Below are 19396 nucleotides of genomic sequence, written 5' to 3' on the forward strand. Positions count from 1 at the left end.
GGCTTTGCTCAAAGTAATAGGGCGGCCCTCCTCAAGCATTCTCATATAACAAGATTCTATCGTGAAGCTATACATCTCCTTATACAATAAGCAATATGAAGAAAAACATGAAATCTAGTTCCATACTGTTGGGCGGACTCTTTCTGCTGGGGGCAGTTTGCAGCTGTACCCAGACAGCACCGGACTATGCGTCTTACGTCAATCCGTTCATCGGTACGGGTGGACATGGGCATACCTATCCCGGGGCGGTAGTTCCCAACGGGATGATTCAGCCCAGCCCCGACACACGTATCTACGAGTGGGATGCCTGCTCCGGATATTATTATGCAGATACTACTATCAACGGATTCTCACATACACACGTCAGCGGTACGGGCTGTGCCGATTACGGCGATGTGCTGCTGATGCCCACCGTAGGCCGGCAGGATTACCACTCCATGGGTTCGAAGAGCCAGCAGATGGCGTATGCTTCTGCCTTCTCCCACGCAAATGAAGTGGCGGAACCGGGATACTATTCCGTTTTCCTGGACCGCTACGGTGTGAAAGCCGAACTGACCTCTACCAAGCGTGCGGCGATTCACCGTTACACCTTCCCGAAGACGGAAGATGCGGGCTTTATCCTCGACCTGGATTACAGCATCCAGCGCCAGAAGAATGAACAGATGGAGCTGGAAGTAATCAGCGACACTGAAATTCGTGGACGCAAGAAGACTGTATATTGGGCTTTCGACCAGTATATCAACTTCTACGCCAAGTTCTCCAAACCATTCACCTATACGCTGGTCACGGACTCCATGGCATTGGACGAAGGTGGTCCGCTGCTGCCTACTGCCAAAGCTTTGCTGCAATTCCAGACGGAAGACAATGAGGAGGTATTGGTGAAGGTAGGTGTGTCTGCCGTGGATATGGACGGTGCCCGCAAGAATGTGGAAGCCGAAATCTCCGGATGGGATTTTGACGGTGTGCGCCGCGCTGCCCGCCAGCAGTGGAACACTTATCTTTCCAAGATTGACATCGATACGAAGGACAACGACCAGCGTACCATGTTCTACACGGCACTTTATCACACGGGTATGCAGCCCAACTTGTTTACCGATGCCGACGGACGTTACTTTGGTATGGACTTGAATCCCCATCAAGCAGGGTGGACGAGCCTATTTACACCATTTTCTCTTTATGGGATACTTTCCGTGCCTATCATCCGCTGATGACGATTATCGATCCTGAACTGAACGAGGCTTTCATCCGCTCGCTCATCCAGAAGTCCCGCGAGGCGGCGTCCTGCCTATGTGGGAACTGGCCGGAAACTATACGGGTACCATGATTGGTTATCATGCAGCCTCCCTCATAGCAGATTCTTATGTAAAGGGATACCGTAACTTCGACGTGCTGGATGCCTATAAGGCTTGCCTCCGTACGGCAGAATATGATACGACGGGCATTATCACCCATCCTTTGGTTGTGCCGCACCTGATGCCGCAGGCCAAGTACTGGAAGAACAAGATTGGCTACGTGCCTTGCGACAAGGACAATGAGTCCGTGGCAAAAGCGCTGGAATATGCTTACGATGACTGGTGTATCTCCGTACTGGCAGGTGCCTTGGACGACGAAGCCAACCGCGACAAGTATGCGGCCTTTGCCGAGGGATATAAAGTGTACTTCGACCCGAGTACCCGCTTCATGCGTGGACTGGACAGTGAGGGCAACTGGCGTACGCCTTTCAACCCCCGCGCTTCCAATCACCGTAACGATGACTATTGCGAGGGTACGGCATGGCAGTGGACTTGGTTCGTTCCCCACGATGTGGACGGACTGGTGGAACTGATGGGAGGACGCGACGCTTCATCGGCAAGTTGGATTCTCTGTTCACGGCCGATTCCAAGCTGGAAGGTGAATCGACCTCGGTGGATATTTCCGGTCTGATAGGCCAGTATGCCCACGGCAATGAGCCGAGCCATCACATTGCCCATCTCTACAACTACGTAGGCCAGCCCTGGCGTACGCAGGAGATTGTGGATGAGGTGCTGCATACGCTTTACTTCAACAACCCCGACGGACTTTCGGGCAATGAAGACTGCGGACAGATGTCTGCATGGTACATTCTGAATGCGATGGGCTTCTATCAGTGTGCCCCGGCAAGCCGGTATATTCCATCGGACGTCCGCTGTTCAATGAGGCGACCGTTCATCTGAAAGACGGCAAGTCGTTCAAGGTGATAGCCCATAACAATAGCCGTGACAACAAGTATGTGCAGAGCATTGTGCTGAATGGCAAGAAGCTGGAGACTCCGTTCTTCACGCATCAGGATATAGTGGACGGCGGTACGCTGGAGCTGACTATGGGCAGTGAACCGTTGAAGTGATACAGATAATATACAGAAGGGATGAGCCGAAAAAATCATAATCCTATATCGTGGGTCCCCACCGTATATTTCGCCATGGGATTGCCGTTTGTGGTACTGAACATGGTTTCTGTGCTGATGTTCAAGGGGCTGGGTATCGGTGACGCGCAGATTGCTCTGTGGACGTCGCTCATCATGATGCCCTGGACACTGAAGTTCCTTTGGAGTCCGTTCCTTGAAATGTTCAAGACGAAGAAGTTTTTCGTGGTACTGACGCAGATGGTTACCGGAGCGGGTTTTGCTCTGGTGGCTTTGGCGTTGCAGTTGCCGTTCTTTTTTGCGGTATGCATTGCGCTGCTGGCGGTGATTGCTTTCAGCGGGGCCACACACGATGTGGCTACGGATGGTGTCTACATGTCGGAACTGAGCAAGCAGGACCAGGCCAAGTATATCGGTTGGCAGGGAGCCTTCTACAATATAGCGAAGATTGTGGCGTCCGGCGGGCTGGTCTGGCTGGCAGGTGCCTTGCTGGTAGGTTTCGGTGGGGTGGAGGGTGCCACAGAGGCAGTCCGCCACGAGGCTACCCGGCATGCATGGATGACGGTGATGCTGATATTGGCGGCGGTGATGCTGCTGCTTGGCTTCTACCACATGCGCATGCTGCCATCGGGCGGTGCGACCGCATCCGGCGCCAAGTCGGCAAGGGAGACGTGGGAGCAGTTGGTAGCGGTAATCAAGGATTTCTTCTTGAAGAAGCACATCTGGTACTATATAGCGTTCATTATCCTTTATCGCTTTGCCGAGGGCTTTGTCATGAAGATTGTCCCCCTTTTCTTGAAGGCGGAGCGTTCGGCAGGCGGCTTGGGATTGAATGAGCAGCAGATAGGCTTGTACTACGGCACCTATGGGGCGGCAGCCTTTGTGCTGGGTTCACTGTTGGCAGGCTATTACATTTCGCACAGAGGATTGCGGCGGACGCTGTTCTCCCTCTGTTGCATCTTCAACCTGCCTTTTGTGGCTTATACCTGCTCGCCATGTATCAGCCGGAAAGCGGGCTGCTGATAGGCAGTGCCATCGTGCTCGAGTATTTCGGCTATGGTTTCGGTTTTGTGGGACTGACCTTGTTCATGATGCAGCAGGTGGCGCCGGGAAAGCACCAGATGGCACATTATGCCTTTGCTTCGGGCATCATGAATCTGGGTGTGATGTTGCCGGGGACAATCAGCGGCTTTGTCAGCGACTGGTTGGGGTACGAGGCGTTCTTTACCTTCACGCTGTTTGCCACCATTCCGGCGTTCCTCATTACGTACTTCATACCGTTTACGTATGCCGATGAGAAGAAACAACAATAACCAATTAATAATATAGAGCAATTATGAGCAACAAAATCACAATGCCTTGGGAAGAACGGCCGGCAGGCTGTAAGGATGTAATGTGGCGTTATTCGGAGAATCCCGTAATAGGCCGGTATCATATTCCGTCGTCAAACAGCATTTTCAACAGTGCGGTGGTTCCGTTTGAGGATGGTTATGCCGGTGTGTTCCGTTGTGACAATCGGGCGGTGCAGATGAATATCTTTGCCGGTTTCAGCAAGGACGGCATCCACTGGGAAATAGAGCATGAACCCATCCGGTTCAAGGCCGGGAATACGGATATGATAGAGTCCGAATATAAATACGACCCGCGCGTGACATGGATTGAAGACCGTTACTGGATTACGTGGTGCAACGGCTACTACGGTCCCACCATCGGCATCGGCTATACTTTCGATTTCAAGGAGTTCTTCCAGTGCGAGAATGCCTTCCTGCCTTTCAATCGCAACGGTGTGCTGTTGCCTCAGAAGTTCGATGGCAAATATGCGCTCTTGAGCCGTCCCAGCGACAGCGGACATACTCCTTTTGGCGACATCTACATCAGCTTCAGCCCCGACATGAAGTTCTGGGGCGAACACCGTCATGTGATGGCTCCCACACCTTTCCCCGAAAGCGCCTGGCAATGCACCAAGATAGGTGCCGGTTCCGTACCGTTTCTCACGGACGAAGGTTGGCTGATGTTCTATCACGGCGTGATAACCACTTGCAACGGTTTCCGTTACTCCATGGGAGCGGCTATTCTGGATAAGGACAATCCTGCCAAGTTGCTCTACCGCACCCGTGAGTATCTGCTTGCGCCGGCTGCTCCTTATGAGCTGACGGGCGATGTTCCCAACGTGGTGTTCCCTTGCGCAGCGTTGCAGGATGGAGAACGTGTAGCTGTATACTACGGTGCGGCCGATACGGTAGTGGGGCTTGCTTTTGGCTATATCCGCGAGATTCTGGAGTTCACGAAGCGCACAAGTATTTTATAAGTACCAAGCAGTTGGCAGGCGCTTGATATTGCTGAAAAGCGTCTGCCGTAACTGTCTTATACTTAGTGCAATATCACTGCAAAGATACTGCATGCTTTTTGCAGTGTCACTGCAAAGCCGTTGCAGCGTCACTGCAAAGCTGTTGCAGCGCTACTGCAAAGTAGTTTGCAGTGTCATTGCAGACCGTTTGCAGTAACTTTGCAGAGTGCATGCAATGACACCGGGATTGGTAGTGTGCTCACTAACTAATAAAGAACAAATCCTTACTATATTATGAAACGACTGATTACTTTCTGTATCATCTCCTTTGGAATGCTCACGGCATCTATGGCTGCGGAGAAGCATCCCGCGGACTATGTGAATCCTTTTGTCGGTACCACCAACTTCGGTACCACGAATCCGGGCGCCGTCTGTCCCAATGGAATGATGTCCGTAGTGCCCTTCAACGTGATGGGCTCGGAGGACAACAAATACGATAAAGATGCCCGCTGGTGGTCCACTCCCTATGAGTATCACAATTGTTTCTTCACCGGATACTCGCATGTCAATTTGAGCGGTGTGGGTTGTCCGGAATTGGGCTCTCTGCTGCTGATGCCCACTACGGGAGAGCTGTCCGTAGATTATAAGGAATATGGAAGCCGCTATAAGGACGAGCAGGCATCCCCCGGATATTACAGCAACTTCCTGACCCGCTACCGTGTGAAGACGGAAGTGACGGCAACCCCTCGCACGGGTGTGGCGCGTTTCACCTTTCCTGCCGGGCAGAGCCATGTGTTGCTGAACCTGGGCGAAGGCCTGACCAATGAATCGGGAGCTTTTCTGCGCCGGACGGGCGAATGCGAGTTTGAAGGCATGAAGCTGCTGGGTACTTTCTGCTACAACCCACAGGCCGTTTTCCCCATCTACTTTGTGATGCGTGTCAACAAGCAGCCCGCCGCTTCGGGCTACTGGAAGAAGCAGCGCCCCATGACCGGTGTAGAGGCCGAATGGGACCCCGATAACGGACGCTACAAACTTTACACCCGCTACCAGAAGGAACTGGCGGGAGATGATATCGGCGCCTATCTTACATTCGATACCGAAGAAGGCGAGCAGGTGGAAGTGCAGATGGGAGTCTCTTTTGTGAGCATGGAGAATGCCCGCCTCAATCTGGATACCGAGCAGCAGGGAAAGAATTTCGGTCAAGTGCTGGAGGAAGCCCGTCGCCGCTGGAACGATGACCTTTCGCGCATCCTTGTAGAAGGAGGTACGGAGGAACAGAAAACCGTTTTTTATACGGCACTCTATCATACGCTGATACATCCCAATATCCTGCAAGATGTGAACGGGGAATATCCCGCTATGGAGAGTGACAAGATTTTGACTACCAAAGGCGACCGTTATACCGTCTTTTCTTTGTGGGACACTTACCGCAATGTGCACCAGCTTCTTACACTGGTATATCCCGAGCGGCAGTTGCAGATGGTGCGTTCCATGCTCGACATGTACCGTGAACATGGCTGGCTTCCCAAATGGGAACTCTACGGACGTGAGACGCTGACCATGGAAGGTGACCCTTCCATCCCCGTCATTGTCGACACCTGGCTGAAAGGTTTGCGCGACTTTGATATAGAACTGGCCTACGAAGCCATGCGCAAGGGAGCCACCCTGCCGGGAGCGGAGAATCTGCTCCGCCCGGACAATGACGACTACGTGTCATTGGGATATGTGCCCCTGCGGGAGCAGTATGACAATTCCGTTTCACATGCCCTGGAATACTATATTGCCGACAATGCCTTGTCGCGCATAGCCGCAGCGCTTGGCAAGAAGGAAGATGCCCGTCTGTTTCACGAACGTTCGCTGGGCTACAAGCATTATTACTGTAAGGAGTACGGTACTTTCCGTCCCATCCTGCCTGACGGTGAATTCTATGCTCCTTTCGACCCGAGGCAGGGAGAGAACTTTGAGCCGAACCCCGGATTTCACGAAGGTTGTGCCTGGAACTATACTTTCTATGTTCCCCACGATGTGAAAGGGCTTGCCCGGCTCATGGGTGGAAAGAAGCCGTTCGTAGACAAGCTTCAGCGCGTGTTCGACGAAGGGCTGTACGACCCCGCCAACGAACCGGACATTGCATATGCCCATCTTTTCTCTTATTTCAAGGGTGAAGAGTGGCGCACGCAGAAAGAGCTGCACCGCCTTTTACAGAAGTATTTCAAGAATGCCCCCGACGGAATTCCCGGCAATGATGATACCGGAACGATGTCCACTTGGGCTATCTTCAACATGATGGGCTTTTATCCGGATTGTCCCGGAGAACCGGCTTATACGCTGTCTACTCCGGTATTTGATAAGGTGACCATAAAGCTCGACCCTAAGTATTGGGGACGCGACCAGCTGGTAATAGAGACGGAACGCCCGTCAGCAGAATCCCTATATATCCGCGAGATGAAGCTGGGAGGAAAAAAACTGTCCCGATATCGTATCACTCATGAAGAACTGGTGCAGAGTGGAAAACTGCGATTTAGTCTTCGATAGGTATTGTGAGTCAGGATAGCATCGGTGATGGTTTAGGTTGCCCGCCATTGACAAAGTTCAAGTCAGTGGCGGGCTTTTTTGTAAGTTGTTAGAGAGAATTGTCAGGGTCTTTATTTCATAGCCTCAAGAGTATATCCCTGCTCCTTCAGCAGCTTCAGCACTCCATTGTCTCCGGGCAGGTGTCCGGCGCCGACTACGAAAAGGGTGGGGGCTTCCGTCATGATGGCAGGCATCTTTTCAACCCATGCCTTGTTGCGGTTGTCCAGCATGGCTTCCATCTCACCGGGCAGCGGGTCGCATGAATTGCCGTCGCGCTCTTCCATCAGTTGCAGCATGGCGTCCAGGTCTTGCTTTTCATAAGCGGCAATCAGGCGTTTGCTTTGGTCGATGCCTTTCTCAATGTCACTGATGGCGCAGTAGAGGAGGTTTGCCTGACGTTGCAGTGTCTGGCTGTTGAACAGAATGTCTATTTGTGACTGGGCTGTTTCCAGACCGCCCACTTTCTTGCCTTGCTGTGCGGCTTGCTGCTGGAAGTAAGCGTCGAGCTGTTCTTGCGGGTTGAAGCCCGGAGTATGTTTCATGTAGAGCAGGACGACGAGCTGCTGGTTGATGGCAGCCGGTTTGAGTTGCGCCAGCATGGCAATGTCCACCATCATGTTTTCTTTGACAGCCTTGCCCACTTCTTCGTATTGTTCGGGAGTAAAGAGGCTTTGCAGTGTGGTGTCTTTGGGCATCATCATCTGCTGTTGCATGCTTTGCATGAAGGCGGGAGTCGCCATTTCGCTCATCACAACCTCCCCGTAGACTTGGGTGGTTTCGTTCATGGCCTGCGGCATGGCGGCAATGCTGTCCTTTATACTGAGTGGAGAGAGGTGATAAGTACCGAAAATGTAGGATGGTTTCTCTAATCCTTTGCCGGATACTTTCCATAAAAGTTGTGCATTGGCACTCAGCGCAATGCTGATGAATAAAAGGATACCTAAAAGTTTCTTCATTATTTTTCTTCTGTTTTTTGGGTTAATTTACACTGTTGTTAAAGCTTTATTGGGTCATTTATATCTTCCTCCGCAAATCCAATGTTCCTTGTAATAATCTTCGAGGAGGCTGCTGACAATCACTCCCCGGCTACTGCTGGCATGGATGAACTTCCAGTCCTTGAGGTAAATGCTACATGGGTAGCTTTCTTGCTGGAAGTGTGGCTGTTGAAGAAGACCAGGTCGCCTTCGCGCAGTTCGTCGATTGTCAGTAGACGCTGTACTTCAAACTTCTGTTTGGATGTGTTGCGTGGCAGATGGATGCGGTAGGTCTCTTTGTACAGTTGCGTAGTCAGTCCGGAGCAGTCTATGCCTTGCGCGTTGTTCCCTCCCGGGCGGTAGGGGGTGCCTATCCATCGGGCGGCATTGATGTAAAGCTTGTGGTTGTCCTGCCTGTCAATGTCCATACCCAGTTTGATGGAAGCTTGTGCCAATGCCTGGTAGTCGACTCGTGGTGCGCTACTGCCGCAGGAGGCAAGTATCGCTGCAAGGCAGAGCATTGTTATAGTGTAAGATAGATTTCGTTTCATGCCTCTGTAGTGTCGTTTATACTGATTGTTTTGTTTTCCGCATTTTCACCGGTTGTCCCGGCTTTCGTTTCTTCGGCTATTTCTTCCTCCACGCCGACGTTGAAGTAAGCTTCCAGTTCCTGCTCGGCAGAGTTGTTCTCATTTCGTATATCGCGGATAATAACACCGTTTTCCAGCAATGCAATACGCGGGCAAACGTCCACTGTATGATTCAGGTTATGGCTGGAAATGATGACAGTGGCTCCGTGCTCTTCATTGTATTTTTTCAGCAAGTGTTTGATTACGGACTGTGAACTGGGGTCAAGGAAGTTGAACGGTTCATCCAGAATCAACAGTTGCGGATGGTGGAGCATGGCGGAGATGATGCCGATTTTCTGTTTGTTTCCGGCAGAATAGTTGCGGATGAATTTCTTCTGGCCCATTACTTCGCCGTTCATGAAGCGTTCGAAGGGAAGCAGGCGTTCGTCTACCTCCTCTTTCTTCAGACCGTACATCTTGCCGATGAAGTAGAAGTATTCTTCGGGAGTGAGGTAGTCTATCAGGAAACCGTCGTCTATAAAGGCTCCCGTGAAGTTCTTCCAGTCCTCACTTTTGCTGACGTCAATGTCATTGATGGTTACATTGCCCCGGTCTGCCTGCAGCAAGTCAAGGATAAGGCGGAAGAGGGTGGTCTTGCCTGCACCGTTGTTGCCTACCAGTCCCAGCATATCGCCTTGCCCGATGGTGTAGTTCTCTATATCTACGGCTTTTTTTGTGCCGAAATTCTTCTGTAAATTATTGATGCGTATCATGTTAGTGATTGATGTTTAATGATTTCTATTTCTGTCTACTGTCCCTGAAGCCTTCCATATTCTTGTAGCGGCGTTTCATGAGCCGGTGATATACGTTCATCAGCCAGAATTTGGAAGTGGCGATAAATGCCACGCCGATGCCGATAAGTATCCAGGGGGTGACCTCTTTGCCAAAGATGGCATTCAGTGCAAAAAGCAGCAGTAAAGGTATGCCGAAGGCACCTCCTGCAATCAGGTTTTGCAGTCCCGTACCTATGTTCTGCCGGCTGGTCATTTTTGAATTCAGGTCGGTGGTCTTGTTGTTGTAGACCGCCAACTGGAACAGACAGCAGTATACGGCGCCCGGAATGAATATCAGCCATGCAATGCAACCGAGTACGGATACCTTACCGGTAACCATACCGGGAATCATCAGAATCGTAGGAATGAGCAATGCAATGCTGTACAGTATGTATTTGGCACGCAACAGCGAGTAGATAGATTCCTTGCGGCTCATCAGTCCGTCAATGTAATTGCCTTCGTAACCCATCAGTGTGCTGAGGAACATGATGCCGAAGATAATGTAGTTGTAAAGGACGAAGAAATCTCTCATACCTCCGTCGTAGACATCGGAAAAGCTGATAATGAGGCTGAACATGATCACTACACCGGTGATGGAATAGAGCGAACGCTTACAAATCTTGTTGCGCATCAATAACTTGAGTTCCAGTCTCATGTATTCGCCTATCTCGCCGTAGCGGTCGAGGAATTTGTATTCGGATACATGTTTTATCCGTGTATCTTCCACTTTGTTCAGTTCATTGTAGATGAGTTTCTGCATCAGAGTGCGGTTGATGAACACATGAGGGCGATGGCAGCCAGTACACCGATGAATGACAGAATATTGCCGGTGATGAATCCTTCTCCCAGATTGACAAAACAGTCGAAAAGCGGACTGTTGTCCGGAATGAATAGTGCGGCGGCAATGCCACCATATATTACTACCGGTAGTGCCAGCCACCAGATGCGCTCACCCATCAGTGTGCGGCACAGCAGGAACCAGTAGTTATTGAATATCATCAGCAACCAGATGCCGATGCAATAGGTCAGCACCCCACCGATACCATAGAATTTGGTGACGGTGATGATGGAAAACGGAACAAACAGAAACAGCCAGAACAGATTGAAGCCATCCAGTCCGGAACGAATCAGCAGGAAGTCGATAAGACGGTTCCGCTTGATGGGAAGCAGCAGGTAGGGCTTCACTTCCTGGGTGGGTGTTTTTTGGAAAGGCAGGCGTATCAGGAAATCCAGTACAAGGACAAATATCAATCCGGAGTTCATTACGTGATAGGCTTCTGTGGCACCGCCGTCAAAGGCGACTGCGAAGGTCGTACCGAAGAATATCAGGTAACCGGCCCAGAAGACGAACATGAAGTACATCCAGAATTTTCCGAATTTACTTTTTTCGTACATCGGATTTCGTTTCTCCGCCAGTTTTCCGTGCTTGCGCAAATCTAAGAAAAGACTCATAGTATTTGTATATATAGAGTTTGTATAAAAAAGGCTGCGCTGCCTTTCGTTGAACAACGCAGCCTTCTGTGTGTATGGCTCTCTTATTCTTTGTCAGGAGTTTCAGGACTAATCATTGATACCTCAATCTCATTCTTCTGCTTGAACAAGTCGTCGGTGAACTTCTGGATGTCCTTCACGGTGATGCTGTTGACAATCTGTTCGTAATCCTTTATCGGATTCATACCGGTGAACAGGTACTCGTCAATGCTTCCCAGCCAGTAGCTGTTCTCCTTCAAGTCTTCGGCATGCTTTTTCAGCATGAACTCCTTCACTTTATTCAGGTCTCCTTCCGACGGGCCAGCTTTGGCGATGTTGCCGAGTTCTGTAAAGATAATCTGCATCAGCTTTTCTCTTTTTGCCGGAGCGGTTTCGAATATAATTTGCAGAAGGGCCTTTTCTTTCGGATATTTGCTTAACTGGCCGCCTACATATACACCGTAAGTGCCACCTTCGTCTTCACGTACCTTGGCTGTATAAACCAAGTCAAGAATCTGGCTGGTCATATCCAGCAGGATGTTATTTTTCAGGTCGTACTTGCAGTCACCGTTCAGCAGGACGAAATTCGACGCTTTGGCGGTTTCCTGCTTCCTTACGAATTCATTCTTGTAAACTCCCCGGCGCATGTCTACTTTATTGTCCTTGAATGTTTCCTTGCGGTTGATGGCAGGCAGTGAACCCAGGTACTCGGCGATGAGTGGTTTCATTTCCTCCACATTCACATTTCCTACAAAGATAAAGGTAAAATCGCTGGCATCTTTGTAGCGGTCTTGATACATGGACAGAATCTTGTCATAATCCATTTTGTCAATCATGTCCGCCTTTATTCTGGCTCTTCTGGGATGGTGCATGTAAATACCGGCCGAGACAGAGTCACTGAACGCCACCTGGGGCTCCATTTCCATATTCAGCAAGGCAGCTTTGTTACGGCTCTTGTAGGATGCAAAGGCATCGTCGTCACGGCGCGGGGCGGTGAACGTCAAGTAAGTGAGCTGCATCATTGTTTCGAAGTCTTTCGGTGAACAGCTGCCATTGACGGTTTCTGTCTTGTCACCGATACTATAGCTGACAGAGGCTTTCTTGCCGGCCAGGACTTTTTCCAGGTCTACGGCACTGAAATTACCCAGACCGCCTACACTCACTGCATCCAGTCCGTTGATGTTGATGATTTCCGAGTCGGGGAACAAGGAACTACCGCCCAGGCTGACTCCCTTCATGCGGATTTCGTCTGCCTTGAAGTCTGTCTTCTTGATAATGACCTTGACTCCGTTGGAGAGTGTCAGCGTTGTAGTGCCGAATGTATCGTCTGTCTGTTCGGATACAATCTTTCCGCCTTTCGGGGCTTCGGCCATCAAAGGTTCATCCGACACCTTGTCTACGTAGGCAGTCAGTTTTTCAGCTTTAATATCCTTCAGTATTTTCTTGATTGCATCTTCTGTCGGCATTTTCAATCCTTCCTTATCCGGGCCGAGGATAGCGACTACCTGGTTGCTGTCTGTCACGAGGGCTTGCATCATCTGGTTCAGCGCGGCAACCGGAATGGCGGGGGCTATCTGGTTGATGATGGCGTATTCGTTTTCGATGCCCGGAATCGGTTCGTTATCGAGGAAATGACGGACATATTCGTCCACGTACTCTTCATTCTTGCGTTTGTCACGCTCGTTATAGGCAGATTCCAGTTGGCGCAGATATTCGGCACGGGCACGGTTGTATTCCGTTTCCGTAAAGCCGAATTGGCGGGCGCGCTCGGTTTCGCGCAGGAGAGTGGCTATTCCGTTTTCTATGGCATCTTCCTTGCAGACAACGACACCGGTGAAGGCACCTTTGGTTTTGGCAACGAAGAAATCACCGTCATAAGTGGCGGCATATATATAAGGAGGATTGGCGGTCTGTACCAATTCGTTCAGACGCGCATTCAGCATATTGTTGATGAGCGTGGTTGCATAATTCTGTACCAGATAGCCCATGTCGCCTTTCTGCTCGTCAGGAGTGGTTTCGTGCTTGTTGAAGATGAGGGCTTGTACATTGGGCTGTTCCTTGTCCTGATAAACCAATACGATAGGCTCCTTGTTGTCGTTTACCGGATAGTACTCACGTTTGGCAGCATTGGGCTGGGCGGGAATATCAGAAAACATTTTCTTGATTTGGGCTTCGATGGCATCCACGTCTATATCGCCAACTACCACAATGCCCTGAAGGTCCGGACGGTACCACTTTTCATAGTAGTCTCTCAAGGTTTGCGGTTTGAAGTTCATAACGACCTCCATCGTTCCGATAGGGAAACAAGTGGCATACTTCGTTCCTTCGAACATGACCGGAAGCATCTTCTCCTGGAAGCGTTGTATGGCGCTCATACGGGTGCGCCATTCTTCGTTGATGACTCCGCGTTCCTTGTCTATTTCCTTCGGGTCCAGGGTCAAATCGTTGCTCCAGTCGTGCAGAATCAGCAGGCAGGAGTCGATGGCTCCCGGAGTAGTGACCGGTACATTGGAAATGTTGTATACGGTTTCGTCTACGGAAGTATAGGCGTTCAAGTTCTCACCGAATTTCACCCCGATACGCTCCAGGTATTGTTTCAGTGCATCACCGGGGAAGTGGGTCGTTCCATTGAAACACATGTGTTCCAGGAAGTGGGCAAGGCCGCGTTGGTCGGCTTCTTCCTGAATGGAGCCTACTTTTTGGGCAATGTAGAAGTCGGCCCGGTTTGCAGGCAGGCTGTTCTTGCGGATATAATAGGTCAATCCGTTGTCCAACTTTCCGATACGGACATTCTTGTCGACCGGGATAGGCGGCATTTGCTGTGCAAATACCTGCTGAAAATTGCAGCAAAGAATTAACGCTACAATCCATAAACCACGTAATAGATGTTTCATATTTATTATGAATTTAAATTGTTTCTGAATTATCTGTCGGACGGTTCTTTTATAAATCACAATGTTTCTTGCTTTTTTAGCCCTTTCTCCTTCTTGTCTGCTCCGTATCTATACCTACGGAGGAGGTAGGGAGCAGACAGGGAGCAGGTAGGGAGCAGACAGGGAGCAGGTAGGGAGCAGACAGGGAGCAGATGGGGAGGTCATCCGACTGCTTCCCGGATGCGGACTAATTTGGTCAGCAGGTCTTCCAGCAGGTCGAGTTTCAGCATGTTGGCGCCGTCACTTTTGGCTGCGGCGGGATTTTCGTGGGTTTCGATGAACAGTCCGTCTACACCTACGGCAACACCGGCTTTGGCTACGGTCTCGATAAGTTGCGGCATACCTCCCGTGACACCGCTGGTCTGGTTGGGCTGTTGCAGGGAGTGGGTTACATCCAGGATGACGGGGAAACCGAAGGTCTGCATTTCGGGGATGCCGCGATAGTCGATGACTAAATCCTGATAACCGAAAGTAGTTCCGCGTTCCGTCAGCATGACGTTCCTATTGCCTGCTTCCACTACTTTATCAGCCGCAAAGCGCATGGCAAGCGGAGAGAGGAACTGCCCTTTCTTGATGTTGATGGTTTTTCCGGTTTTGGCGGCGGCTACAAGCAGGTCTGTCTGCCGGCAGAGGAAGGCGGGAATTTGCAGGATATCCACATATTCGGCAGCATGGTGGCTTCTTCGGCTGCATGAATGTCGGTCACGGTAGGTACTCCGAAGGTGGTGTGCACTTTTTGCAGTATTTTCAGGGCCTTTTCGTCGCCGATGCCCATAAAGGAATCCAGGCGAGAACGGTTGGCTTTGCGGTACGACCCTTTGAATACATAGGGGATTTGCAGCTTTTCGGTGATGGTTACGATACGTTCGGCAATGCGCATTGCCATTTCTTCCCCTTCAATGACGCAAGGACCTGCCAATAGGAAGAAGTTTCCGGCAGGATTGTTTTTTAGTTGTTCTATCATAAAACGGTTATTAGTTATTAGTGATTGGTGAATAGTGATTGGTGATTGGTTATTAGTGATTAGTGATTAGTGATTAACATTTTCGGCTAATCACCAATCACTAATAACTACCTCAGTTTGGTATAATCAATGTTATAGCTTCATGCAGTACGCTGATGTCCAGTGGAAAATGACGGTCGAGAATGCGTCCGTCCAAATCGACAGAGGCATTTTGCGCACGCAGCACTTTTACTTTTTGCGTACGGTAGGGCATCACTACCTTGTGGTTCAGAATCCGCCCTTGGATAAGCATCCACAATCCCGACCATAGTTGCAGCAATTCGGGACGGTAAATGACGGAAACATCCAGCCAGCCATTATAGGGCACTGCACTGGGCGCTTGTCCGTATCCCCACGCACTGCCTATGCAGACAGTCATGATGCGTCCGCGTATGTGTTCGCCGTTTATCTTGAGATGCATGCGGTACAGCTTCCGTTCGAAGATAATGGACAGCAGTGCCATGAAGTAGGAGAGGAACTTCACTCCCCAGAAGCGCTTGCACTGGTCGGTGATTTTCACGATACGGGCTCCCAGGCCTATGTTGATGGCATTGAGAAAGTAGCGTGTCAGATGCTTTTCACCGTCGTAATAATAGCAGGTACCCACGTCTATTTTCCGGCGGCGGTTGTTGATGATGCAATCCACCGCTTTCTTGTAGTCCGAACTCATTTCCCAATAGTCGGCAAAGTCATTTCCTATGCCATTGGGGATGATGCCGATGGTATATTCTCCTTGTCCGGTGCATTGGAAAGCATGATGCCGTTAATGACGTCATTCAGTGCGCCGTCACCACCTACTACAACAATGGTGCGGTAGCCGTTGTTGGCAAGGATACCTGCCAGACGCTCTACCGAACCGAACCCTTCGGACTGCACATAGTCGTAAGGCACACCTTTGCTGTCTATGTATTCTTTGATTTCTTTCCACCGTTTCTGCACTTTCCGTGTTCCGGCTTTGGGGTTGTATATCACCCCCAACTTTTCGGGTTCTGCACTCATGATTTTATTTACGATTTGACTATTTACTATTTACTATTTAAATTCCCCCGGTCACTTTATCGTTTCATCATCCTTCCAACTTCTTCTTTACAAAAGCTATCTTTTCTTCCATCGGCCACCGGGCATTCATCCAATGGATGGTAAATCCACGCCGTTCCATACCGCGGAACCAGGTCATCTGGCGTTTGGCAAACTGGTGGATGGCTGTTTCCAGTTGCGTGAACATTTCTTCATAGGTCAACTTGCCGATGACGTGGAGTGTCAGATACTTGTATTCCAGTCCGTAATAGATGAGGTCATCCGGTTGGATGCCTTGCTCTATCAGACGGCGCACTTCGTCTATCATTCCTTCTTCCAGGCGCTGGTGCAGGCGGTGGGTGATTTTCTCCCGACGCAATTCCCGGTCGATGTCCACACCTATGATGAGGCTGTTCAGCTGGGGGAAGGAACGTTCGTCTACCGGGGTATGGGCATAATACTCTTCGATTTCGATGGCTCGTATGGCACGTTTGGCTGTGTCCACGTCCGTGGTATTGTGCAGGCTTTTGTAACCTTTCAGTATGTCGGTCAGTTCTTCCAGTGATTTGTCTGCCAGACGGGTGCGCAACTCGGGATTCTCGGGTACGGGCAGCAGACGGTAGCCTTTCAGCACTGATTCGAGATACATTCCGGTTCCTCCACATACAACGGGCAGGCAACCTTTTTGTTTAATAGTCTCGTAAGCATTCAAGAAATCACGCTGATACTCGAAAACATTGTACTTATAGCCCGGGTCGGCTATGTCGATGAGGTGATAGGGAATCTGTTTCCCGTCGACGGTATAGTCGGCAAGGTCTTTGCCGGTGCCCAGGTCCATCCCCCGGTAGATTTGCCGTGAATCGGCACTGATGATTTCCGTATGGAGTTCGGCGGCCAAGGCGGCTGCAAATGGAGTCTTTCCTGAAGCGGTAGGCCCTAATATGGCGATTAAATCATAGTCTGGCATATATAAGTTCTTGTTAATCTCACTACAAAGATAGTGCAAACCGAATGCATAAAAAATGAACTCGTTCATTTTTTATGCTGAGGTGCAGCTTATCTTCGTGTTAGTGCAAAGATAATGCAAACTGGGAGTATAATGGAAAGAACTTGCTCATTTTTTTACGTGATGCTATACCTTCTTTTCTGCTTTGAAGCAGAAAAAGTGAAAAAGGACGTGAAAACGAGCATTCGTCTTATTAAAATATGTTATGAAACATGCTTTTTTTCTTGGAAAGTTTGTCAATGTCCCAAAAGTCCGTACATTTGCAATGTGTTTTTCATAGTATTAGATTTAAGGTTAACAAAGGTTGGAGTACAGCGGTACTCCTTTTTTTATGCCCTAAACTGAACTTTGGCGCATTTTGAAAGTCTGGAATTTCATCATTCCTGTCGTACAATGTAGTTGCTGTGGTATTAACCTGTTTAATTTACGGCAGTTATCGGGAGTCAGATGCCGATAGTTTGGCAAATGATAGGCATGAATAATGCAGGTTAAAGGGGGCGTCAGCCGACAAGTCGGCTCTGCTCCTGGTAACTTTATCACTGAGTATAAATTAGGCAAACAAAGCTTCATGCCCTTCAACTTTATAGAAATCGGCTGCCTTACAGCGGTTTGTGGTGAAACCTATTGGGGCGGGAAATAGATAGGACGACTGATGCTGAAGCTTGGGGTTGGAACTGCATTTCTGTTGAAAGTAGTACTAATAATTGTCTTAAATGCCTATCTTTGCTTTAGAATATCAAAAGACAAGCTATCATGGAACAAAGGATTTATCCTATTGGAAGGCTTCCGGTATCTACACCCGTTCAGCCTGCTCAATACATTTGATGCGATGTCGTTCGGCAGCTCAGAATTCAAACTTTATCAATTGGGGTATCCCAATCAAGAGCTGAAGGAGGGTTTTCTGATACAATTGGGCGGCAACTTTTTCTTCTTTCATATAGATAATGTATTGGTTAACAGTAATGATGAGGATATGTCAGAACTGACATATCCTCATTTATCATTTATTTCTGCATGTCCAAATACCGTTTCAAGGCTTCCAAATAATAATAGTCTGCGTAGTTCAGGGGAGTGTCAATTTCCGAACCGTGAGGCAGGGAACCCACTGAGTGCATTAATATAAATCCTTGATTCTCGTCTTTCTCTGCAAGGTAATTTTTCCCGGAAAGATTTTTGAGTAGAGCTTCGGCATACTTGAAATACTTTAGTCCATCGGAAGCGAAGGTACTGAGTTCCATAAAGGCGGATGCAGTGACGGATGCTGCAGAAGCGTCACGTGGGGTAGCTTCGCTGTCGGGGGCATCGTAGTCCCAATATGGGATGCTGTCGTTTGTGGTCACTCGTTTCATTATCATATCTGCTATGCGGGTAGCATGTTTCAGAAAAGCGGTGTCGCGTGTTTCACGGTAACATGCTGTGTAGCCGTATACCGCCCATGCCTGGCCTCGCGACCAGTTGGACGTGTCGCTTTGTCCCTGGTGTGTGCCTTTACTTTCCACTGTACCATCGTTGTTGTAGCTGATGACATGATAACAAGTATAGTCTGGGCGGAAGTGATGCTTCATGGTAGTCTTGGCATGTTTCACGGCCACATCATAGTATTTCTTGTTGCCGGTGAGCTTGCTGGCATTGAAGAGCAAATCCAGATTCATCATGTTATCAATAATGACGGGATAGTTCCAGTGCCCGAAGTCCCAGGAACGGATACAGCCAATCTGTTCGTTGAAGCGGAGGCAGAGATTGTCGCAGTCTCTACCAGTACATTCAGTATGCTGTCATTGGGGGCCAGTCGCAAGGCGTTCCCATAGCTGCAATTCATCATGAAGCCGATGTCGTGGTTGTCTTTGTAGTGACGGATAGGATTCAGCATGTTGGTGTATCTGATGGCTTGTTCTTTCAGCTCTTTGTCCCCCGTCATTTCGTATGCATACCAAAGACTGCCGGGAAAGAAACCGCTTGTCCAGTCGTAGATGTTGCAAAGACGTCTTTTGCCTAATTTTTCGGCGGGTGGATTAGGCCAAAGAGAATCTTGGAAGACTTTGGCATCCTGCTCCATCTGGCTGACGAGGAAGTCGAGCTCATATTCGGTGTAGGTGGAACGGGGCATCAAGGCCGAGTCGGCAATTTCTCTTGCAGTTTGCTTTAGTTGGTAGGAAGAGGCGTCCAATGCGTGTTCCGTCCAGTTCTGATAGGAGTCTTCGGACTTATTCTGGCAGCTTGCCAGTCCGAGGGCAATGAGGGCTGCGCTTACAAATAAACTTTTTTTCATGGTTGGTATGTATTACGTATAAAAATAGACAGTCTGTAGACTGTTGTGTTTCTATACGCAAAGATAGGGGATTGGCGC

Annotated in this window: 6 protein-coding genes and 7 pseudogenes; 4 read left to right on the plus strand and 9 right to left on the minus strand. The window is 49.6% G+C overall.

Translation table 11 applies throughout. From position 1 onward, the window contains the following. Positions 1-95: 95 nt before the first annotated feature. The 4 genes and pseudogenes from JCM16496_RS07310 (at position 96) to JCM16496_RS07330 (ending at position 7205) form a co-directional block, all read left to right on the plus strand. Positions 96-2362 (plus strand): annotated as a pseudogene (locus JCM16496_RS07310) (GH92 family glycosyl hydrolase). Between the two features lie 21 nt (positions 2363-2383). Continuing rightward, positions 2384-3693: pseudogene (locus tag JCM16496_RS07315) on the plus strand (MFS transporter). 23 nt (positions 3694-3716) lie between these two features. Then, a complete protein-coding gene (locus JCM16496_RS07320) occupies positions 3717-4688 on the plus strand; it encodes a glycoside hydrolase family 130 protein (protein WP_025833278.1) in 972 nt (323 codons plus the stop codon). A gap of 273 nt (positions 4689-4961) precedes the next feature. Further along, the gene (locus JCM16496_RS07330) at positions 4962-7205 is read left to right on the plus strand and encodes a GH92 family glycosyl hydrolase (protein WP_025833280.1); all 2244 of its coding nucleotides are present in this window, start codon (positions 4962-4964) and stop codon (positions 7203-7205) included. A gap of 110 nt (positions 7206-7315) precedes the next feature. On the opposite strand, the gene JCM16496_RS07335 is transcribed toward JCM16496_RS07330, so the two are convergent. From JCM16496_RS07335 to JCM16496_RS07375, 9 genes and pseudogenes are all read right to left on the minus strand, one after another. Continuing rightward, positions 7316-8200, minus strand: a complete 885-nt coding sequence (locus JCM16496_RS07335; RefSeq protein WP_025833282.1) for a TraB/GumN family protein — start codon at positions 8198-8200, stop codon at positions 7316-7318. 54 nt (positions 8201-8254) lie between these two features. Next, positions 8255-8769 (minus strand): annotated as a pseudogene (locus tag JCM16496_RS07340) (C40 family peptidase). Beyond that, the gene (locus tag JCM16496_RS07345) at positions 8766-9560 is read right to left on the minus strand and encodes an ABC transporter ATP-binding protein (RefSeq protein ID WP_025833283.1); all 795 of its coding nucleotides are present in this window, start codon (positions 9558-9560) and stop codon (positions 8766-8768) included. Before JCM16496_RS07345 ends, JCM16496_RS07340 begins: the two are co-directional and overlap by 4 nt. A 25-nt stretch (positions 9561-9585) precedes the next feature. After that, positions 9586-11072 (minus strand): annotated as a pseudogene (locus JCM16496_RS07350) (DUF5687 family protein). An 83-nt stretch (positions 11073-11155) separates the two neighbouring features. Next, a complete protein-coding gene (locus JCM16496_RS07355; protein WP_025833285.1) occupies positions 11156-13984 on the minus strand; it encodes a M16 family metallopeptidase in 2829 nt (942 codons plus the stop codon). 200 nt (positions 13985-14184) lie between these two features. Beyond that, positions 14185-14987: pseudogene (gene kdsA, locus JCM16496_RS07360) on the minus strand (3-deoxy-8-phosphooctulonate synthase). Between the two features lie 112 nt (positions 14988-15099). Then, positions 15100-16025: pseudogene (locus tag JCM16496_RS07365) on the minus strand (diacylglycerol/lipid kinase family protein). A gap of 67 nt (positions 16026-16092) precedes the next feature. Continuing rightward, the gene (miaA, locus tag JCM16496_RS07370) at positions 16093-17010 is read right to left on the minus strand and encodes a tRNA (adenosine(37)-N6)-dimethylallyltransferase MiaA (RefSeq protein WP_025833287.1); all 918 of its coding nucleotides are present in this window, start codon (positions 17008-17010) and stop codon (positions 16093-16095) included. 1043 nt (positions 17011-18053) lie between these two features. Further along, a pseudogene (locus JCM16496_RS07375) lies at positions 18054-19318 on the minus strand (DUF4995 domain-containing protein). Between the last annotated feature and the right edge of the window lie 78 nt (positions 19319-19396).

The sequence above is a fragment of the Bacteroides rodentium JCM 16496 genome (assembly GCF_000614125.1).
GTDB lineage: Bacteria > Bacteroidota > Bacteroidia > Bacteroidales > Bacteroidaceae > Bacteroides > Bacteroides rodentium.